This is a genomic window from Botrimarina sp. (assembly GCF_040219535.1).
Lineage (GTDB): Bacteria > Planctomycetota > Planctomycetia > Pirellulales > Lacipirellulaceae > Botrimarina.
Genome location: NZ_JAVJSH010000009.1, coordinates 87,855 through 106,710, shown reverse-complemented (window position 1 = coordinate 106,710; position 18,856 = coordinate 87,855). Strand labels below are relative to the sequence as shown.

Here is an 18,856-nt window from a genome sequence, read left to right as displayed (position 1 = left end):
GCCGCCGCCCAGGCGACCCTCGCCACCGTGCTGGTCACCCTCGCCCAACAAGCGATCGACCCGGTCGGCTGGCTCGCCAACGCCCGACGCACCGTCACCCCGCTAACGCTCGTGGGATGACGGGCGGTAAACAAGTACTCTGCGACGAGCTACTCGTGCTGGAGATTACGCTGGTTTCTCCGCCCTACGTGATCGACTTCGGCAAGAGCTACCTTGACCACCCGCCCGAGCACTCGCCAGAGACTCTGGCCGAGCACGAAGCGGACCAGATTGAGCTATGGGGCGAAAAGATAGGCGAAGTCAACGCCATCCTTTGGCGTCTCGAACGCATGGGCATCTACTACACGGATGCGACGCCACGGAACATTTCGTTCCCGCCTGATTCGGATTGAGCCCGCTCGGAAAAAACTCCCAGCAACCGACCAATCAGCCAGTGCCCGATATCCGCGTGCGATTGGGCCGTTAGGTTGTTTCTGCGTCGGGGGTTGCGCATTCGTTACACCACCTCGCCTGCAGCCGGCGGTGGAGCTCGGCGAGGTGGCTCGCGACCGGATAATGGCCGCGGGGCCGTTGGCGGCGCGCGGATTGCGCCTCGCGCGCGGCTTCGAACCGCTTCGCGAAGGCGGGGGTTCGTTGAGCGGTCCGGTAAACGGCGGAACGGCTGAAGCCGAGCGCCTCGGCGGCTTCGGAGACCGTTTGGCCAAGGTCCACACGGCGGAGCAGCAGCTCACGGCGCCGGGCGGTGAGCTTCGACTTGCGGGGCATCGCGCACCTCGGGGGGCGTAGGACAGGCGGACGGATCGCGCCCCGTATTGTCCCCGACCCGATCCGGACCCGCGCCGGGCAATATTGGCCACGCCAAGCGGCCGCGCGGTTACCCGCCTACGGCGGCACGAGGACCTCTTGGCCGCCGATCCACGCCGCGAGCCGCGTCGGCGGGTCGACGCTCTAAGCGTGGCGCAGCGCCGCAACGATCTCCATCCGCGCCGCTTGCCAGCCGGGCGCCAGGCCGGCGACCAGGCCGACGGCGACGGCGACCAGCAGCCCTTGCAGCGCGAGCATCGCCGACGGCTCGAAGGCGATCGTGACACCCTCGGCGGCGATCGACATGCCCGCGCCCGCCAGCAGCAGCGCGCTGGCAGCGACGCCCAGCACGCCGCCCAGCGTGCTGAGGACCAGGCTCTCTAGCACCACCAGCGAGAAGACCCGTTGCGGCCGGAGGCCGAGCGTCTGCAACACGGCGTGCTCTTTGATGCGGTCCTGGACCGACATGACGGTCGTCGTCGCGACGAGCGAGAGCACCAGCCCCACGCACGCGTAGCCGAGCCAGTGCACGAAGCCGATCAGCTCCGCCAGGTCGGCGAGCGTGTCGGCCTGGTACATCCCCTTGGTGCGGGTCGTCGTGGCGACGGGGCCCGACTCGAACGCTTGATCGAGCCGTTTGGCGACCGCGTCGGGGTCCGCGCCGTCGGTGAGTTTGACCTCGTGCAGCGTCACCGTGCCGACGCCGTCGGCGCCGCGGGCGCGTTGCAAGAAGTCGAGGTGCGTGTAAATCAGGTTGTTGTCCGCGGCCACCGGCGAGTGGAAGACACCGCGGACCACCACCGAGACCCCGCCGATCGTGAACTTGTCGCCGGCCGCGAGGCCGCGTCGGTTGGCGACCGCTTCGCCGACCAGGGCCGCGTCGTCTTGCCCTTCGTAGGCCGACCAATCGCCGCTCGTGAGGGTGAGGTCGCGCCAGGCCTCGAGTTTGTGGGCGGCCATTCCCTGGAACACGATCGCGTCGAGGCTCGCGCGGCAGTTGTTCGTGAAGACCTTGATCGGGATCACGTCGCTCACGCCGGGCGTGTCGGCGATCGTGCGGGCGTAGTCTTGGGGCAGCCTGCTGCTCTGGGGGCAGAACCGGCTCTCTTGGAACACGATCAGGGTGCGGTCGGCCTCTTCGCTGGACGTGAGCCGCGCGAGGCCGCGTTGCACCGAGCCGATGAAGCAAAACACGAGCAGCGCGACGGCCGTGCCGGAGACCGTCAGCACGGTCCGGGCGCGGTGGCGCCAGAGGCTCTTCAGCACGTACGGGGCGAACTTTCTCACGTCAGGCGGTCCTCAGCGGCGCGGGGGCTTGCGTGCGGTTCTCGACGAGCCGGCCCCGTTCGAGCCGGACGCGGCGGCGGGCCCGGGCGCCGGCTTGGGCGTCGTGGGTGACCAGCAACAGCGTCATCCCGAGCTCGCTGTTGACGCGCTCCAGCAGCGAGAGGATCTGCTCGGTTGTCTCGTCGTCGAGGCTCCCGGTCGGCTCGTCCGCGACGATCAGCGTCGGGTTGGCGACGATCGCGCGGGCGATGCCGACCCGCTGCTCCTGCCCGCCCGACATCTGCCGGGGGTAGTGCGACGCCCGCGGCGTCAGGTCGACCGCCTCGAGGGCGATCCCGACGCGCTTGCGCCGCTCGGCGGCGGACATCGGCAGCAGCAGCAGCGGCAGCTCGACGTTCTCGTAGGCGGTGAGCACCGGCACGAGGTTGTGCGTCTGGAACACGTAGCCGATGTGCTCGGCCCGCCAGTCGGCGAGCTTCCCGCGCGAGAGCTTGGTGGTGTCCACCCCGTCGACGACTATCTGGCCCGACGTGACGCGGTCGATGCCGGCGATCAGGTTGAGCAACGTGCTCTTGCCCGACCCGCTCGCCCCCATCAGCGAGACAAAGTCCCCCTTCTCGACGGACAGGCTGACGCCGTCGAGCGGGCGGATCGTCTCCTCGCCGCTGGCGTATTGCTTGGTGACGTCGTTCACTTCAACGAGGGGCATGGCTGATTTTGTGCGGCGGAGGATTCGGTCAGGGCGAGTCGGCTTGCGCGGTCCGCAGGGCCGCCCGGGGTTCGCGGCCGCCGAGCGTGGTGTCTTCGCCGACGACGACCACCCGGGCGCCGTCGGTGAGCGACTCGCGGCCGGCGACGATGAGCTTGTCGGTGGGGGTGAGGCCGGATGTCACCTCGACGAGGCCACCGGCGGTCGGGCCGCCGAGTGAGATCGGCTTCCGCACCGCCGTACGCGACGCGAGGTCGGCCGCCCAGACCGCGGCGCCCGATGCGCCCTCGGAGGCCAGTTGCTCGGGGATGAACAGGCGCAGCGGCGGCTCTTCGTCCGCTTCGCTGGCCGCAGCCGACGGCGGCGCCAGGAAGGTCACCTTGGCCAGCATCTCTGGCTTGAGGACGGCCGGCGGGTCGAGCACGGCGACCTTCACTTGCAGCGTGTTCTTCTGGATGTCGGCGAAGGTCGTGATCGAGATGACCTCGCCGCTGATCGGCTCGGCGAGGGCGGCTGTCTCGATCTGGGCGGGCTGGCCGACGACCACGTGCGGCACGTCCTCCAGGCGCACGTCGACGCGGACCTGGAGCATCTTGGGGTCGTAGAGCTCGGCGACCGCTCCTCCGTGGCCGGCCGAGTCGACGGCGCCGGCTAGCCACTGCCCGGGCTGAGCCAGAACGCTCATCACGCAGCCGTCGATCGGAGAGCGGACTTCCATCCGCTCGAGCCGCAACTCCGCCATGTCGACCCGCAGCCGGGACTGATCCAGGCGCGCGCGTGCGGCAGCGAGGTTGGCCTCGGCCTCGCCCACCGCGCGGGTCTCGTCGGTCATCAGCCGGAGGCGGGCCTCCAGTGCGTCGCGACGCTTCGCGAGCGACTCGGTTTGGCTGCGGAGCCGCGGCTCTCTTCCGACGGTTTCGGCGAGGGTGCTCTCGGCGGCCGCCAGCTCGGCCTGCGACTCGCGCAGCAGGCGCCCGGCTACCGCGTCGCTGGCTTGCTGTCGGCGGCGCAGGTTCTCGGCCGCCAGGTCGCGCTCGGTGCGGGCCTTGTCGGTCTCGAAGGGCAGGCGGTGCAGCTCGAGCTGCGCTCCGCGGAGGTCGGCCTCGGCGTTGGCGAGTTCCGCTTGCAGCCGCACCGGCTGCGAGAGGTTCGCCCGCGCCGCTTGGAGGGTCGCTTCGGCGCGCCGCACCTCGGCTTGTTGCAGGTCGAGGGTCGCCCGGGCCTCGGCCAACGCCAGGCGCGCGTCGGTGTCGATCAGGGTCGCGACCGGCTCGCCGCGGGCGACGTGCTGCCCCTCGATCACGTGCACCTGGTCGATCACCCCGCCCGTCAGCGCCGAGGCCACCACGCGCGTGGGCCGGGGTTCGACCCACCCGGCGGCTTGGAAGAGCGGGGTCCCCTCGCGCTCGAACTCCGCCCGACTCACGACGACCGGCGTCACCGTCACGCGCCGGGCCGGCAGCAAGCTGCTGCGCGCCGACCAGGCAAACAGCCCGATAAACGACAGCACAACAGCCGCCGGCGCGGCGTAGCGGGTGAGCCAGCGCGAGGGCCTTGCGACGCTTTCGGCGGCCGCCGTGCGCTGGACCGCCAGTTGGCTGAGGTCGAGTTGTGGGTTGGCGTCTGCCATTGGGGCTCTGGAGTTGTATGGCTCTTAAACCGCTTTGATGGCGTCGACCACGGGCAGACGCATCGCCTTGATCGCCGGGGGGATGGCGCCGACGACGCCCAGCAGCGCCGCCACGACGCAGCCGATCGCGATCGCGACGCTGTCGACCCGCAGGGCGAACGCGCCCATCGTGAACCGGACCGCCATGCCGTCCACGAGCACCAGCCCGGCCACGCAAGCCACGAGCCCCGCGCCGCATGCCAGGAGGGTCGCCTCTTGGACGAGCGTGAGCAGCAGCGCGCGGCGCCGGAAGCCGAGCGCCTGAAGCGTGGCGAGCTCGCGCACCCGCCCCACGACGGCGCCGTACATCGTGTTGAGACCGGCGAACACGCCCGACCCCGCGACCAGGGCGACCACGGCCCACCCGAGCATCCGCACGGGGCGGTAGTGCCGCTGGAGCGACGCGTAGTACGCGCTCTCGGCGACCGCCTTGAGCTCGAGGTCGACGCGTTCTCGGCAGAAGAGATCGACGTCGGCCACCCGGTCCGGGCTCTGCATGCCGACGGCCACGAGGCTCAGGTCCTGTCGACGCAGGGCCGTCTGCAGGTCGGGCAGCGGCGCCCAGATCTCCGACTCGAACGCGGAGCCCGCCGCCGCGAAGCGGCCGCTGATCCGCCAGCTGCGCCCGTCGAACTCGACGGACTCGCCGACGGCGAGGTCGGCGTGCGGCGCGCCGAGCTTCGAGTAGGCGAGCCGTCCCACCATGACCTCGCCGGTGGCGGGCCAGCTCCCCTCGATCAGCTGCACGCTGCCGCGGACCAGCGGCGCGGAGGTCGTCACGCCCCGGACGAGCCCCAACCCGGGCTGGGCCATCGAGGCGGCCTTCACCCGCGTGCCGAGGTACAGCTCTGGGGACACGTGCTCCTCGCCGAACGACCGCCGCACCCCCTCGACACTGGCGGAGAGCAGCGCGGCCGTGGAGGCCGGGATCGACGAGTTCTCGATGTCCGCCGCCGAGGCCAGCGAGTAGACGAGCACGACACTCGGGCTGCCGCTCGCCGCGAGCGACTTCTCCAAACCGCGGATGAAGCCCACGACGACCAGCACCAGCAGCACCACCACCGCCAGCCCGCCGAGCGTCAGCAGGCTGCGCGACGGACGGCGGAAGAGGTTGCGGACGCCGTAGTCCCACGGCAGAAGTCGTTGACCGAGCATGACGCTGCGCCGAGCTCCCGGGTTCAGTTGCGGGCGTGGAGGCCCGTGGCCAAGAGTTGGAAGTTGCCGCTGTCGTCGCGCTTGGCCGTTCCCCGCACGACGACCATGTCGCCTTGCTCGACGCCGAGCAGCTCGCGCGCGCCGACCCTCACGAGGGCGCCCGACCCGTCGACGAACTTCACCAGCGCGGTGCACGCCTGGCGCTCGGTGGCGCAGCAGTCGGCGGTGCAGAGCTGGCCCTCGCCCATCCCGGCGCTCTCGTCGACGACGGCCATCGACGGGTCGAGGAGCGTGAACGCGGCGCGGCCCTCGATCCACGGGTCGGCCGCGCCGCCGATGCGGCCGACGAGCACGACCTCGTCCCCGTCGGACGTGTTCTCCCTCGCTTCGATCACGCCGACGGCGCCGCCGGGCTCGTCGGCGAGGAGAAACTGGTCGCCGTCGATCGAAGCGGCCGGCTTAGCCGACTGTGTCGAAGCGTTGGAAGCGGAGCCGCAGCCCGTCGCGAACGGGACGGCGGCGGCCGCAACAAGCGTTAGTGAGATTCGAAGCTTCATCGGTTGATTCCTCCGAGAGGACGCAGGTTGGCGTTGGGAGTCGGTTGCTGGTTGGCGTCGCGCCACTGGACGGCCAGGGTCCCGGCGGGCCCGGAAACGCTCAGGGGCCGGTGGCCCGTTCGCACAATCGGCCTAGTTGACGTGGTGCTGAGAAGTCGGCGCAAGCGCTGCCTCCCTAGCCCCCGCGTTGGCGTGACCGCTTGTCCGACGCCGCTGGCGGGCCGAAGGGACAGGCCGAGTCAGATCGAGCGTCGGGCGTTCGCCGCGCAGCGACGCCGCGGGCTCCGACAGCTCACGAACTAGCAGCGGCGAAGCAGGTCGCCGCGGGGCGCGAGAATCACGCCAAGAAACGCGACAGCAACACACAGCGTTCCAGCGCCCTCAGCGGTGGGCCGCTGGATCGCGACACGCCGACGAGCTGGTCAGCGGCTGACGAACAAACCGTCGGAGGCGCCGGCGGTAGGCAGGCGACAGAGAGACCCAGCTCCGCTTGGACCTTGACGACTTGCTCGTAAGGCTGCTCGGCGGCGAAGCACCAGCAACTCTCGTCGCACGGAGCGGCGGGGGCCTCCTCGCCGGGGCAGCGTGACTCGCCTTTGCAATGGGATTCGCCAGCGCAGTGGGATTCGCCGCGGCAGTGGGATTGCTCCTCGCTCGGCTCGGCGCGGGCCGCGTCACAGCAGTGCGATGCGCACTGGCCGTCAGTTGAGTGCGCGACGTGGCCGCAATGCCCACCGCAGCCAAACAGCCGGCACAGCGACTGCGTCTGCTGCAACGCGCCGACCAGCACCAACGCAGCGGCCATAACGGCCACGCGGCGGGTCAGGTTGCGAAGGGGCGCGCTCACGGTTCTTCCCAGCGGCGGGGGCGGACGGCGGGTCGGGCCTCGGTGGCTTAATCGGAAGATCTTATCATCCCGGTCCAGGGAATAGAACAACGCCGCTGTCGATGGCGCGCCTTCCAGGCCCCTACCTACGGGGGGGGCGGATCGCGTTCAGCCGAGCTTCACATCGATCCGCGTTCGCCCTCCGCGGGAGGGAGCAGGTCGCACCCGACGGCCCGCCGCAGTTGGGCCACCAAGCCACAGAGGGTCGCCTCGACCCGGGCGGCTTGCAGCTCGACGAGGAGCACCTCGGAGAACCCGTCGGTGACTTCTCCGAAGCCGACGAGCCGGCCCCGGTAGTCGGCCGCGGCGAGCTCGAGCGCCTGCTTCGCGCGGGGGGCGAAGCGCTCTTCGTACAAGCGGAGCTGCTCCTTGGCGGCTTCGATCTGCTCGTCGATGCGCCGGATCTCTCGCAGCGCGTCGTCGCGTTTGGCGTGGTAATCGCGGGACGACGCGGCGGCGCTGGCCGACGCCTCGCGGATGCCCGCGTCGATGCGGTCGCGCCAGATGGGGAGCGTCACCCCGACCGAGAGGCTCACGTTGTCGTGCCCGTTGGCGACCGGCGACACGGCGTCGCTCTCGGTGATCGTCTGCCAAGCGGCGCCGACGACGAAGTCGGGACGCTTCGCCAAGCAGGCGAGGCGCTGCTGCTGTCGGTCCCGAGAAGCGGCCCAACGCGCCTCGATGAGCTCGGGGTTGCACCCGACCGCTGCGGCGAAGAGGGCGTCGCGGTCGGCGATCGCCGCGTCGCAGTCGACCGACTCGCTCGGCTCGATCCCGGCCGCGTCCGGGCGCCGCAGCAGCGCCGCGAGGTCGGCTTGGGCGAGCGCCTTCTGCTGCCGGAGCTCGATCAGCCGGTTGTCGAGGTTGTCGACCTGAACGGCCGCGCGGAGCACGTCTTGCCGGCTGCCGCCGGCCGCGTTGCGTGCTTCGGCCAAGTGGACCAGTTCGGCGGCGATCTCTCGGTTGCGCTCGCCGATGCGGATCGCCCGGTCGGCGAACCACAGCTCGTAGTAAGCCAAGCGGACGAGCTCCTCGATCTCTAGCTCGACCGCACGCAGCCGAGCGGCCGCCATCTGGGCCTCGCGCGAAGCGATCGCCGCGCGCGTGTCGCGCTTCTCCGGCCAGGGGTACTTCTGCGAAACGCTCAGCGTGTTCCCTGCACGCCCCCCCGCGGTCTGCAGCGCGTGGTCCGAGATAGGAAAGAAGTTGTTCGAGAGCAGAGGGTCTTCGAGGGACCGCGCTTGAACGGGGCGCCAACTCGCAGCCGCGTAGCGCGCTCGCGCGGCGCCGACCCGCGGGTGGCTGGCGATCGCCTCCGCGACGAGCGCCTCGACCCCGAGGCGGCGCGGCGGCGGAGCATCGACGACCTCGCCGCGCTCCGCCGGGTCGGGCAGGCGGAGGGGGCCGTCTGGGGACTCGGCCCCCGGGGCGGCGGCGCCCTCGGAGCCGGCGGGTGTGGTGAACTCGGCCGGCCGGACGGCGCCTGCGTCGGGGGCCTGCAGGGCGGCGGTTTCGCAGGCCGGTTTGCCGGAGAGGGCCGAGTCAGCAATCTTCTGGCCCGCCGTCCGGCACCCCGAAAAGGCCGCAAACGCGGCGAGCACGCCCAACACGAGGCCCAGCGGAGCCGCCCCGCGGCCGCTTTGGCCTGGGTCCTCTGCTTGAACTAAACTTGCTCGGGTAGGCCGCATCGCCGACAATACCCCCAGAAGGTATACGTACTCCGACAGTATCGACTGCTACCGTGCTCAGGTCCCGGACGCTCCGAACCGCCGTCAATCTCTGCCTGACCGCGTCACTCCTGACGCCGGTCCAAGCGGGAGCGATCGCTTTCGGGCAAGCCTGCGACCAAACCGCTGGCGCCCGGGTCGCGTGCGCGGGCTGCGACCACTGCCGGATCGACGCGCAAAAAGAATTTTGTGGCTGCTGCCAGACGCGCCGGCCGGCGGCGCCCTCTCACTGCGGCGACGACGCGCGCCGGGCCCACTCGCCGGCGACCCACAAGCAGCTTGCCGCGGCTGCACGGCGCGAGCGCGAGCCCGTTCCCAGCTCCCCGGAGACCGAGCGTCCCGGTGCGTGCCTGTGCGCGGCGCCGAAGTCGCCGGCCGCGCCGGCGGCGCCTGCGCCGTCGGTCGAGCGCGTGCTGCGCGAGCTGGCCTCGGCGGTTTGCGTGACCACGCTGCCGACGCCGCGGCGCGATCGGGCCGGCCTCGACCACGCGGCCGACCCGCCCGGCTTCTATCTCTCGACGCCCCGCGACTCTCAGCGGCGGCTCTGCGTGTGGCGTATTTGACGCCGGCGCTACCGGTGCGCGCTTAGCGCCCCGGCTCTCTGTTCGGTATCCGAGGGCTGTTCCGGTATCGGCGGGCGACGCGTCTGTGTCGTTCGCGTTCGGTTGCTGCCTCAGGCCCCCGGTCGTTGACCCGGGAGCAAAGGCCACCCCGCAGCGCGCTTGCGCGATTGCCTCTCATGCCAACTCAGCACCAATCCAAGCCGACCTCGCCACGACTCAACCGCGGCTGGCTGCTGCGTGTCGCGCTGCAAGCCGCCGTGCTGCTGGCCACGCTGATTGGCGGCATCGCGCTGCTGGGCGTTGCGCAGCGTGTCGGCTGGCTGTCCGCCGCGCACGCGCCACCCGCTGCGGAGGCCGCCCCGTCGGGACCGGTCGAGTACACCTGCCCGATGCACCCGGAGATCCGCCAGGACACGCCCGGCAAGTGCCCGATCTGCGGGATGACGCTCGTGGAGGTGGCTGGGAAGCCCGCCGAGGCCGCGGCTAACGACACTTCGGGCGACAGACCACCACCCGGCGAGGAGCGCTACATCTGCCCGATGATGTGCACCCCGCCGCAGGGCGTGCCGGGCAAGTGTCCGGTCTGCGAGATGGACCTCGTGAGGGCCGATGCCGGCGCGGGCGGGGGCGATCGGAGCGTGGTCATCGACGCGGTCGCGCGGCGGATCGCCGGCATCCGGACCGCGACCGCGACCCGCGAGCGCGTGCAGCGATCGATCCGCACCGTCGGCGAGATCGCTTACGACCAAGAGCGTGTCGCCACGATCTCGGCGTATGTCGACGGGCGGATCGAGGAGATGTTCGCCGAGTACGAGGGGGTCGTCGTCGCTAAAGGGGACGACCTGGCCGTGCTCTACAGCCCGGAGCTCTATTCGGCGCAGGTCGAGCTGCTCGCGAGCCAACAAACGCCGGCCCTCGATTCGCTCGGCGGCGGCGAGCGGCTGAGCGAGATCGCCATCGACAACCTCCGCGAACTGGGGATGACGCCCCAACAGATCGACCGCTTGCTGACGACCAAGGAGCCACAGAAACGGCTGCGGGTTGCGTCGCCCCTCGGCGGCACGGTCACCGAGCGGCTGAAGGTCGAGGGGGACTACGTGAAGACCGGCGAGCCGATCTACCGGGTCGCCGACTTGTCGAGCGTGTGGCTCATGCTCGACCTCTTCCCGAGCGACGCGGCGGCCGTCCGCTTCGGCCAGGAGGTCCAGGCCGAGGTGAAGTCGCTGCCCGGAGAGGTCTACACGGGGCGCGTGGCGTTCATCGACCCGATGGTCGACCCGACCACACGCACCGTGGCCGTGCGTGTCGAGATGTCGAACTCCGACGGCCGCCTGAAACCGGGCGACTACGCGACCGCCAAGATCTCCGCGCCGGCCGTGCCGGGCGAAGTGGTCTACGACCCGGCGCTCGCCGGCAAGTGGATCGCTCCCATGCACCCGCAGATCGTGCGTAGCGAGGCTGGCGAGTGCCCGATCTGCGGCAGGGCGCTCGTGCCGACCGCCAGGTATGGCTACGCCGGAAAGCCCCTGGCCGGCGACGGCCAACTGGTCGTGCCCCGCTCCGCGGTGCTCACCGCGGGCGACAACTCGGTCGTGTACGCCGAGACCGCGCCGGGCGAGTTCGAGCTGCGCGAGGTGACCGTGGCGGCGTTGACCGGCTCTCAGGCGGTCGTACTGGAGGGGCTGTCCGAGGGGGAGACCGTCGCGACCGACGGCGCGTTCCTCATCGACTCGCAGATGCAGTTGGCGGGCAAGCCGTCGCTGCTCGACCCCACGCGGGGCGAAAAGAGCGAGGCCGCCGGCGGCGCGGCCGGCGCCACGCAGGAGGCCCCCCATGCTCACTAGGCTCGTGCGGTTCTGCGTGAAGGAGGCGTGGCTCGTCGTGCTGCTGGCGGTTGGGCTGACCGCGTACGGCTGGTGGTGCTACCGGTCCGTGCCGATCGACGCGATCCCCAACATCGGCGAGAACCAGGTCATCGTGCTCACGCCGTGGCCCGGCCGCTCGCCCAAAGACATCGAGGACCAGGTCACCTACCCGCTCAGCGTGTCGCTGCTCGCCGTGCCGGGCGCCGAGAGCGTGCGCGGCAAGAGCATGTTCGGCTACTCGTTCGTGCAGGTCACGTTCAAGGACTCGGTCGACTTCTACTGGGCGCGGAGCCGCGTGTCCGAGCAGCTCGGCTCGGCCGCCGCGCAGTTGCCCGACGGCGTGACTCCGCAGCTCGGGCCGGACGCCACGGGGCTCGGGCAGGTGTACTACTACGTGCTCCAGCCGCCGCCCGAGGGGATGAGCCTCGCCGAGCTGCGGTCGCTGCAAGACTTCGTCGTCAAGTACGAGCTGCAGGCCGTCGAGGGGGTGAGCGAGGTCGCGTCGATCGGCGGCTACGTGCGGCAGTACCAGATCGAGATCGACCCCGACCTGCTGCGGTTCCACAAGGTCCCGCTCGACCAGGTGGTGCAGGCGGTGCGCGGGTCGAACGCCGACGTCGGGGCGAAGACGGTCGAGTCCTCCGGCATGGAGTTCATCGTGCGCGGGAAGGGTTTCCTCGGCACAGGGGGCGACTCCGGCAAGGCGATAAGCGACATCGAGAAGACGGTCGTGCGCCAACAAGAGGGGGCGCCGTTGCGGGTGGAGGACGTGGCCCGCGTGCAGCTCGGCCCGGACTTCCGACGCGGCGCGCTCGATTACAACGGCGCCGAGGCCGTCGGCGGCGTGGTGGTGATGCGCTACGGCGAGAACCCCCGGGAGGTCATCGACCGGGTGAAGGAGCGGATCGAAGAGATCACCCCCTCGCTCGGCGGCGTCACGATCCACGGCGTGTACGACCGCACCGGCCTCATCGACGAGACCATCGGCACGCTCACCACCGCGCTGCGCGAAGAGATCGTCATCACCGGCGTGGTGATCCTGCTCTTCTTGCTGCACGTGCGCAGCAGCTTCCTGGTGGCTTCGACGCTGCCGGTGGCGGTGCTGCTGGCGTTCGTGTGCATGCAGACCTTCGGCGTCGACGCGAACATCATGTCGCTCGCCGGGATCGCGATCGCGATCGGCACGATGGTCGACATGGCCATCATCGTGTCGGAGAACATCTACCAGCACCTGGCCGAGTGGGAGGCCGACGGCGCGCCCGGCGGCGCCAAGCGGCGGAGCGACGTCATCGCCGACGCGGCCGCCGAGGTCGCCCCGGCGGTGATGACGGCCGTCACCACGACGATCGTCAGCTTCCTCCCGGTGTTCTTCCTCACGGGGCGCGACTACAAGCTCTTCAGCCCGCTCGCCTGGACCAAGACGTTCGCCATCGCCGCCGCGCTGGTGGTCGCGATCACGCTGGTGCCTGCGCTCGCGCGGATCCTCCTCAAGAGCGCCCACGCGCCGCGGTGGGCGGCCGCCGTGGCCGCGCTGGCCGGCGCGGTGCTGTTGGGGCTGCTCACGCACTCCGTCTGGGCCGATTGGCTCGCGGCGGAGTACGGGGTCCCGGCGGCCGTGGCCACGCCGGTCGCCGCGGCGCTCGGCGCGGTGGGCGGGTGGCTGCTGAGCCGCGAGCGGGTCCAGCCGATCGAAGAGAGCCTCGTCAGCCGGCTGATCGTCCGCGCGTACGTGCCCACGCTGGCGCTCTTCCTGCGATTCAAGGGCGCGTTCCTGCTCGTGCCGGCACTGATCGTCGTCGTCGGCTTCGGCGCGTGGTTCGGTCTGCCGCGCGTGCTGGCGCCGTTGGAGCGGGCGGTCGGCTGGCTCGGCGTGCGGCCCAACGAATTGCCGGGGTACGTCGACCTAAAGCACACGTTCACCGGCCTGGAGACCGACGACTGGATCGCGCTGGACGAGGGGAGCTGGTTCTACATGCCCACGCTCTACCCGGCCGCCAGCTTCAGCCAGGCGATGCAGGTCCTCCAGACACAGGACGTGCTCATCAAGGCGATCCCCGAGGTCCGCGACGTGCTCGGCAAGATCGGCCGCGTCGAGTCCGCGCTCGACCCCGCGCCGGCCGCGATGGTCGAGACCTACGTGATGCTCAAGCCCGAGGACCAGTGGCGTGAGGGCGTCACGGCCCGCGACGTCTGGGACCAGATCAACGCGGCCGCCACGCTCCCGGGCGTCACGCCGGCCAGCCCGCTGCAGCCGATCGAGGGGCGCGTCGTGATGCTGCAGAGCGGCATCAAGGCGCCGATGGCGATCCGCATCTACGGCGACGAGCTCTCCGAGCTGGCCGACGCGGCGCTGGCCGTCGCGGCCCGTCTGAAGGAGTCGCCCTACATCAACCCGGCGACCGTGAACCCCGACATCGTGCTCGGCAAGCCTTACCTGGAATTCACCGTCGACCGCGAGGCGGCCGCCCGGTACGGCATGTCGGTGCAGATGGTCAACCAGGTGGTCGAGTCGGCGCTCGGGGGCATGAACCTGATCAAGACCGTCGAGGGGCGAGAGCGTTACCCGGTGCGGGTCCGCTACCGCCGCGACCTGCGGGAGCAGATCGACCAGCTGGCCCGGCTGCCGGTCGTCACCCACGGGGGGGAGGTCGTGCCGCTCGAGGAGCTCGCCAAGCTCGAAACGACTTGGGGCCCCGGCGCGATCAACAGCGAGAACGCCCGCCTGGTGGCGCACGTGGCGTTCGCCACTTCGGGCGTGGCGGGCGACCTGGAGTCGATCGCCGCCGTGGAAGACGCGCTCCGCACGGCGATGGCGGGGCCGCCTGGATCCGAGCAGCGGCTAGAGCTGCCGGCCGGTTACTCGCTCGAAACGGTGGGCAGCTTCCGCAACCAGATCGAGGCCAACCGGCGGCTCGTCTGGCTGGTGCCGCTGGTGGTCGTCATCAACCTGCTGGTGATCTACCTGCAGTTCCGCCACGTGCCGATCACGCTGGCGGTCTTCGCCGGCATCCCGGTCGCGTTCGCCGGCGGCATGATCGCGCTGGCCCTGTACGGCGCCGAGATGAACACGGCCGTGTGGGTCGGCTTCATCGCGCTGTTCGGCATCGCCGTGGACGACGGCGTGGTGATCGCCACCTACCTCGACCAGGTCTTCACGAGGCTGAAGCTCGAGTCCGTCGAAGACATCCGCACCGCGACGATCGAAGCGGGCAAGCGGCGTATCCGGCCGTGCCTGATGACCACCGCCACGACGGTGCTCGCGCTGTTGCCGGTGCTGCTCTCTACCGGGCGGGGCGCCGACGTGGCCCGCGCGATGGCGTTGCCCGTGTTTGGCGGGATGGTCGTGGAGCTGATCACGCTGTTCGTCGTGCCGGTCGTCTACTGCGGCTACAAGGAAACGAAGATGCAACTCGGCCTCGCCGACCGCCACTGGGAAGGCGTCGACGCGGCCCCGAGCCTCGAGCAACTCGCAACGGCCACGTAATCACGCGCCGCCGAACCGACTGAATCCTTAACTACGGAGACCAGACATGAATAAGTCAATAACCGCGCTGGGCGTCGCCCTGTTGTGGGCGGCGCCGCTGCTCGCGCAGCACGCGGCGCACCAACCCGCGGAGAGAGAACCCGCGCCGCCCGCCGCGACGCAGCCGATCGCGGCCGACCCGGAGGGCCCCCACGGCGGCTCGCTGCGGTCGGTGGGCGAGCTGCTGCTCGAGGTCGTCGTCGACCCCACGGGGATACGTGTGTTCGCCTACGACAAACAAGGCAAACCGCTCGACACGCAGGCGGCCCGCGGCGCCGCCGTGCTTCGCGTCGAGGGCGACCCGAAGCGCTACCGGTACGACCTCTACCCCGACACAGCGCGCGACGGCGCCGCCAGCTCGCTGGCCGTCGCGGTCGACCTCCGGCGGATCGCCGGCGCGTCGGTCGGCGTCGAGGTGCAACTCGCCGGCCTGCCCGGCGCGGGGCGGGAGCCGGTCCGCACGGTCGCGCAGGTGAGCGTGCCGATGACCGACGAGCAACGCGCGGCCGCGGCGATCGCCGCGCAGAAGGTCTGCCCGGTCAGCGGCGAGGCCCTCGGCTCGATGGGCGAGCCGATCGCGGTCACCGTCGGCGACCAGATGGTGTACGTGTGCTGCCAAGGCTGCGTCGCGCCGGTCCGAGCCGAACCGGCCAAGTACCTCGCGCCGGCCCGCGGCGCCACCGGCTCGGTCCCGCCCGGGACCGAAGAGGTCCGCGCCGATGTGTTCAAGGTGTCGGCCGCGGACGAGCCGTACATCGCGGCGCAGAAGACCTGCCCGGTGATGGACGAGCCGCTCGACGGGATGGGCGGGCCGTACAAGGTGCACGCCGACGGCAAGGCGGTCTACATCTGTTGCCCGGGGTGCGCGAAGAAGATCGCCGCCGAGCCCCAGGCGTACCTGAAGGACATGGCCGCGCGAGGAGTGGAGCCGCCCGTCGTCCGATGAGCGAACCCAGACCGCGGGGGCGGCGACGCGCCGAGGCTGGCCCGCCGGCCGGAGCGCCCCGTCGCCCCCGCCCTTTTTCGTATCGGCGGGCTCAGTCGCTGAGGCTGGCGTACTTGCGGAACAGTCGGATCAGCTCCTCGAGCTTCTCGTCGCGCTCGGCCGGGTTGTCGCTCGACGCCGCTTCGGCCACGCACGAACGGATGTGCGATTCGAGCACCAACTGCCCCACCTTGCCCAATGCGCCCGTCGCGGCGGCGATCTGCGTGAGCGTGTCGATGCAGTAGGCGCCTTCGTCGACCATGCGTTCGACGGCCGCCACCTGGCCCGAGACGCGGCGCAGGCGATTCTTGAGCTTGGATTTCTCTTCGTCGGTGAGCACGGCAGAAGCCCGCTGCGGGGGGAGGCCCGGACTGCTGACCGGTCCCGGGAGTTTAGCAGAACCGCGCGGGCCGCCCAATCTTCCGGATCGGGCGCTCTCTCCGGGGGCTGCCTGTCGTTCCGCCGCCAAGGCGGGGAGACGCTTCTCTCCGGCGAACCCGGCCGCCGGCCACGACAGGCCTGCGGTAGCGATCGACAGCGTGACGCTGGGGGCGCACTTCGTCGCTGGCCGCTCGGGCCGATTCACCCGAGCTTGGCGGAGCGCAGCCGCAACGCGTTGGCGATCACCGACACGCTGCTGAGGCTCATCGCCGCGGCGGCGATCATCGGGCTCAGAAGCCAGCCGAAGACCGGGTACAGCACGCCCGCGGCGATCGGGATCCCTAACGCGTTGTATCCGAAGGCGAACACGAGGTTCTGGCGGATGTTGCGCATTGTCGCGCGGCTGAGGGCGGCCGCTTTCACGACGCCCGCCAGGTCGCCGCCCAACAGGGTGACGTCCGCCGATTCGATCGCCACGTCGCTGCCCGTGCCCATCGCGACGCCCACGTCCGCCGCGGCGAGGGCCGGGGCGTCGTTGATGCCGTCGCCCGCCATCGCCACGACTCGCCCCTCGCTGCTGCGCGACTTGACGAAGTCGTGCTTCTGCTCGGGGGACACCCCGGCGTGGACCTCGTCGATGCCGAGCTGCTTGGCGACGGCGTTGGCGGTCGCCTCCGAGTCGCCGGTCAGCATGATGACCCGCAGCCCCAACTCGTGCAGCCGGCGGACGGTGGCGGGCGTCGATTCTTTGATCGGGTCGGCGATGGTAAGGAAGCCGCGCGTTCGCCCGTCGACCGCGACGAACACGGTCGTTTGCCCCTGCGCTTGGGCGGCGCCGGACCGGCTCGACAACCCTTCGCTCGGCGGGGCCCCAAGGCCGGCGAGGAAGCCCGTCTTGCCGACGCTCACGTCGCGGCCGCCGACGCGGGCGGTGACCCCGCCGCCGGTCGTGCTCTGGAAGTCCTCGGCGGCCTGTGTGGCGAGGCCGCGGTCCCGCGCCGCTTCGACGATGGCCCGCGCCAGCGGGTGCTCGCTGGCCGCTTCGACCGCGGCGGCGAGCGAGAGGAGCTCGTCCTCTCCGAGATCGCCCTCGGTTTCGGCGCCGACGACGCGCGGCCGGCCTTCGGTGAGGGTCCCCGTCTTGTCGATGACGACCGTGTCGACCTTCTCGAGCGTCTCCAACGCTTGCGCGTCGCGGACCAACACGCCCTGCTTCGCCCCGCGGCCCACGCCGACCATGATCGACATCGGCGTGGCCAGGCCGAGCGCGCAGGGGCAGGCGATGATCAGCACAGAGATCGCCGCCACGAGCGCGTGCGGTAGCCGGGGCTCCGGACCAAACAGGGCCCATGCGACGAAGGCGAGCACGGCCGCCACGATCACCGCGGGGACGAACCACGCGGCGACCGCGTCGACGAGCGACTGGATCGGCGCGCGGCTGCGCTGGGCCGCCGCGACCATGTCGACGATCCGGCTGAGCACCGTGTCGGATCCGACTTGCGTCGCCTCGACGACCAGCGAGCCGGTCTGGTTGAGCGTGCCGGCCGAGATGCCGTCGCCCGGCGCCTTTTCGACCGGCGTCGGCTCGCCCGTGAGCATCGACTCGTCGACGCTGCTCCGCCCCTCAACGACGGCGCCGTCGACGGGCATCTTCTCGCCGGGACGCACGCGTAGCCTGTCGCCGATTTGGACCCGGTCCAACGCGACGTCTTCTTCGCCATCGGCGGTGATGCGGTGGGCCGTCTCGGGGGCGAGCTGCAGCAGCTCTCGGATGGCGCCGCTGGTGCGCTTCCTGGCGCGCATCTCGAGGACTTGGCCTAGCAGCACCAGCGTGATGATCACGGCGGCTGCCTCGAAGTAGAGGGGCGGCCGCCCCTCCTCGTAGAACGCCGCGGGGATGAAAGAGGGAACGAGCGTCGCGGCGAAGCTAAAAAAATAAGCCGTCAGCGTGCCGATCGCGATCAGCGTGAACATGTTCGGGCTGGCGTTCTGAACCGAACGCCAGCCGCGGACCAGCAGGGGCCAACCGCTCCAGAACACGACCGGCGTGGCGAGGGCCAGCTGAACCCACGCGCCGGCGCCATCGGGCAGCCGGCTCCCGATCGGCAAGCCGACCATCGGCCCCATCGCCAGCAAGAGCAGCGGCAGGCTCAGCGCTACCCCGACCCAGAAACGGCGCGCCATGTCGCGCTCGGCGGAGTCGTCGTCCTCGAGAGAGGCCGACTTGGGCTCCAAGTCCATGCCGCAAATCGGACAGCTCCCCGGGCCGATCTGCTCGACCTCGGGGTGCATCGGGCAGGTGTACACGCGGCCCGGCTGTGACCGCGTCGCCGTTGGTGCTTCGGCAGCCGGTCGGTCGTGGTGGCGACTCGCCGCGGAATTATCGCCAGCGGCCGACCGGCCCTCGCCCGGCGATTGACCCGCGGTTTTGTCCGCGGTGAACCGCGTCTGGCAGCCCTTGCTGCAGAAGTAATAGGTCTCGCCGTCCCGTTCGGCGGAGAGCGCGTGGGCGGGATCCACTTCCATTCCACAAATCGGGTCGGTCGCCGAGGCCATCATGCCCCTCACGAGTGTCGGAACGAGCTGACACGGTCGTCAGCCCGATTCGTATACCCCGTAGAGGTATCCGACAAGCCGACGACACCCGGCCGTCTTCGGGCTGGGCCAGCGAGCACGCGCGGCCCGACTTGGCGCCAAAAATGGCTGGCGCTGGTCGCTCACCACGAGGTTGTCCAACAGGACGAA

General features: G+C 70.7%; 15 protein-coding genes. 5 read left to right on the top strand and 10 right to left on the bottom strand.

Going from position 1 to position 18,856, the window contains the following annotated elements; translation table 11 throughout:
- Window positions 1–155 precede the first annotated feature (155 nt).
- Entirely contained in the window at window positions 156–392 is a 237-nt protein-coding gene (locus RIC11_RS03675) for a hypothetical protein (protein WP_350208482.1), read from the top strand.
- A 70-nt stretch (window positions 393–462) separates the two neighbouring features.
- On the opposite strand, the gene RIC11_RS03670 is transcribed toward RIC11_RS03675, so the two are convergent.
- From RIC11_RS03670 to RIC11_RS03635, 8 genes are all read right to left on the bottom strand, one after another.
- Entirely contained in the window at window positions 463–765 is a 303-nt protein-coding gene (locus RIC11_RS03670) for a helix-turn-helix domain-containing protein (protein ID WP_350208481.1), read from the bottom strand.
- Window positions 766–948: 183 nt separating this feature from the next.
- Entirely contained in the window at window positions 949–2,091 is a 1,143-nt protein-coding gene (locus RIC11_RS03665; RefSeq protein WP_350208480.1) for an ABC transporter permease, read from the bottom strand.
- A gap of 1 nt (window position 2,092) precedes the next feature.
- Window positions 2,093–2,800: an ABC transporter ATP-binding protein gene (locus RIC11_RS03660; protein ID WP_350208479.1), complete on the bottom strand. Its 708-nt coding sequence runs from the start codon at window positions 2,798–2,800 to the stop codon at window positions 2,093–2,095.
- Between the two features lie 28 nt (window positions 2,801–2,828).
- A complete protein-coding gene (locus RIC11_RS03655) occupies window positions 2,829–4,430 on the bottom strand; it encodes an efflux RND transporter periplasmic adaptor subunit (RefSeq protein WP_350208478.1) in 1,602 nt (533 codons plus the stop codon).
- 24 nt (window positions 4,431–4,454) lie between these two features.
- Window positions 4,455–5,624 (bottom strand): ABC transporter permease, encoded by a 1,170-nt coding sequence (locus tag RIC11_RS03650; protein ID WP_350208477.1) that lies wholly within the window; start codon window positions 5,622–5,624, stop codon window positions 4,455–4,457.
- Between the two features lie 23 nt (window positions 5,625–5,647).
- Complete coding sequence (locus tag RIC11_RS03645) at window positions 5,648–6,181, bottom strand: hypothetical protein (RefSeq protein WP_350208476.1); 534 nt, start codon at window positions 6,179–6,181, stop codon at window positions 5,648–5,650.
- Window positions 6,182–6,518: 337 nt separating this feature from the next.
- Window positions 6,519–7,028, bottom strand: coding sequence for a hypothetical protein (locus RIC11_RS03640; RefSeq protein WP_350208475.1), 510 nt, complete (start codon window positions 7,026–7,028; stop codon window positions 6,519–6,521).
- Window positions 7,029–7,186: 158 nt separating this feature from the next.
- A complete protein-coding gene (locus RIC11_RS03635; RefSeq protein WP_350208474.1) occupies window positions 7,187–8,668 on the bottom strand; it encodes a TolC family protein in 1,482 nt (493 codons plus the stop codon).
- 140 nt (window positions 8,669–8,808) lie between these two features.
- On the opposite strand from RIC11_RS03635, the gene RIC11_RS03630 reads away from it, so the two are divergent.
- From RIC11_RS03630 to RIC11_RS03615, 4 genes are all read left to right on the top strand, one after another.
- The gene (locus RIC11_RS03630) at window positions 8,809–9,357 is read left to right on the top strand and encodes a hypothetical protein (protein WP_350208473.1); all 549 of its coding nucleotides are present in this window, start codon (window positions 8,809–8,811) and stop codon (window positions 9,355–9,357) included.
- Between the two features lie 176 nt (window positions 9,358–9,533).
- A complete protein-coding gene (locus RIC11_RS03625) occupies window positions 9,534–11,201 on the top strand; it encodes an efflux RND transporter periplasmic adaptor subunit (protein ID WP_350208472.1) in 1,668 nt (555 codons plus the stop codon).
- The gene (locus tag RIC11_RS03620) at window positions 11,191–14,706 is read left to right on the top strand and encodes an efflux RND transporter permease subunit (protein WP_350208471.1); all 3,516 of its coding nucleotides are present in this window, start codon (window positions 11,191–11,193) and stop codon (window positions 14,704–14,706) included. Before RIC11_RS03625 ends, RIC11_RS03620 begins: the two co-directional genes overlap by 11 nt.
- Window positions 14,707–14,752: 46 nt before the next feature.
- A complete protein-coding gene (locus tag RIC11_RS03615) occupies window positions 14,753–15,691 on the top strand; it encodes a hypothetical protein (RefSeq protein WP_350208470.1) in 939 nt (312 codons plus the stop codon).
- Between the two features lie 91 nt (window positions 15,692–15,782).
- Here RIC11_RS03615 and RIC11_RS03610 read toward each other — a convergent pair whose 3' ends face one another.
- Window positions 15,783–16,070, bottom strand: coding sequence for a metal-sensitive transcriptional regulator (locus tag RIC11_RS03610; RefSeq protein WP_350208469.1), 288 nt, complete (start codon window positions 16,068–16,070; stop codon window positions 15,783–15,785).
- A 242-nt stretch (window positions 16,071–16,312) separates the two neighbouring features.
- The gene (locus RIC11_RS03605; RefSeq protein ID WP_350208468.1) at window positions 16,313–18,670 is read right to left on the bottom strand and encodes a heavy metal translocating P-type ATPase; all 2,358 of its coding nucleotides are present in this window, start codon (window positions 18,668–18,670) and stop codon (window positions 16,313–16,315) included.
- Window positions 18,671–18,856 lie beyond the last annotated feature (186 nt).

Bases quoted from the DNA above. Each gene is read 5' to 3' on its own strand.
- RIC11_RS03670 (WP_350208481.1), bottom strand. From the start codon at position 765: ATGCCCCGCAAGTCGAAGCTCACCGCCCGGCGCCGTGAGCTGCTGCTC.
- RIC11_RS03660 (WP_350208479.1), bottom strand. From the start codon at position 2,800: ATGCCCCTCGTTGAAGTGAACGACGTCACCAAGCAATACGCCAGCGGC.
- RIC11_RS03655 (WP_350208478.1), bottom strand. From the start codon at position 4,430: ATGGCAGACGCCAACCCACAACTCGACCTCAGCCAACTGGCGGTCCAG.
- RIC11_RS03650 (WP_350208477.1), bottom strand. From the start codon at position 5,624: ATGCTCGGTCAACGACTTCTGCCGTGGGACTACGGCGTCCGCAACCTC.
- RIC11_RS03645 (WP_350208476.1), bottom strand. From the start codon at position 6,181: ATGAAGCTTCGAATCTCACTAACGCTTGTTGCGGCCGCCGCCGTCCCG.
- RIC11_RS03625 (WP_350208472.1), top strand. From the start codon at position 9,534: ATGCCAACTCAGCACCAATCCAAGCCGACCTCGCCACGACTCAACCGC.
- RIC11_RS03620 (WP_350208471.1), top strand. From the start codon at position 11,191: ATGCTCACTAGGCTCGTGCGGTTCTGCGTGAAGGAGGCGTGGCTCGTC.
- RIC11_RS03615 (WP_350208470.1), top strand. From the start codon at position 14,753: ATGAATAAGTCAATAACCGCGCTGGGCGTCGCCCTGTTGTGGGCGGCG.
- RIC11_RS03605 (WP_350208468.1), bottom strand. From the start codon at position 18,670: ATGATGGCCTCGGCGACCGACCCGATTTGTGGAATGGAAGTGGATCCC.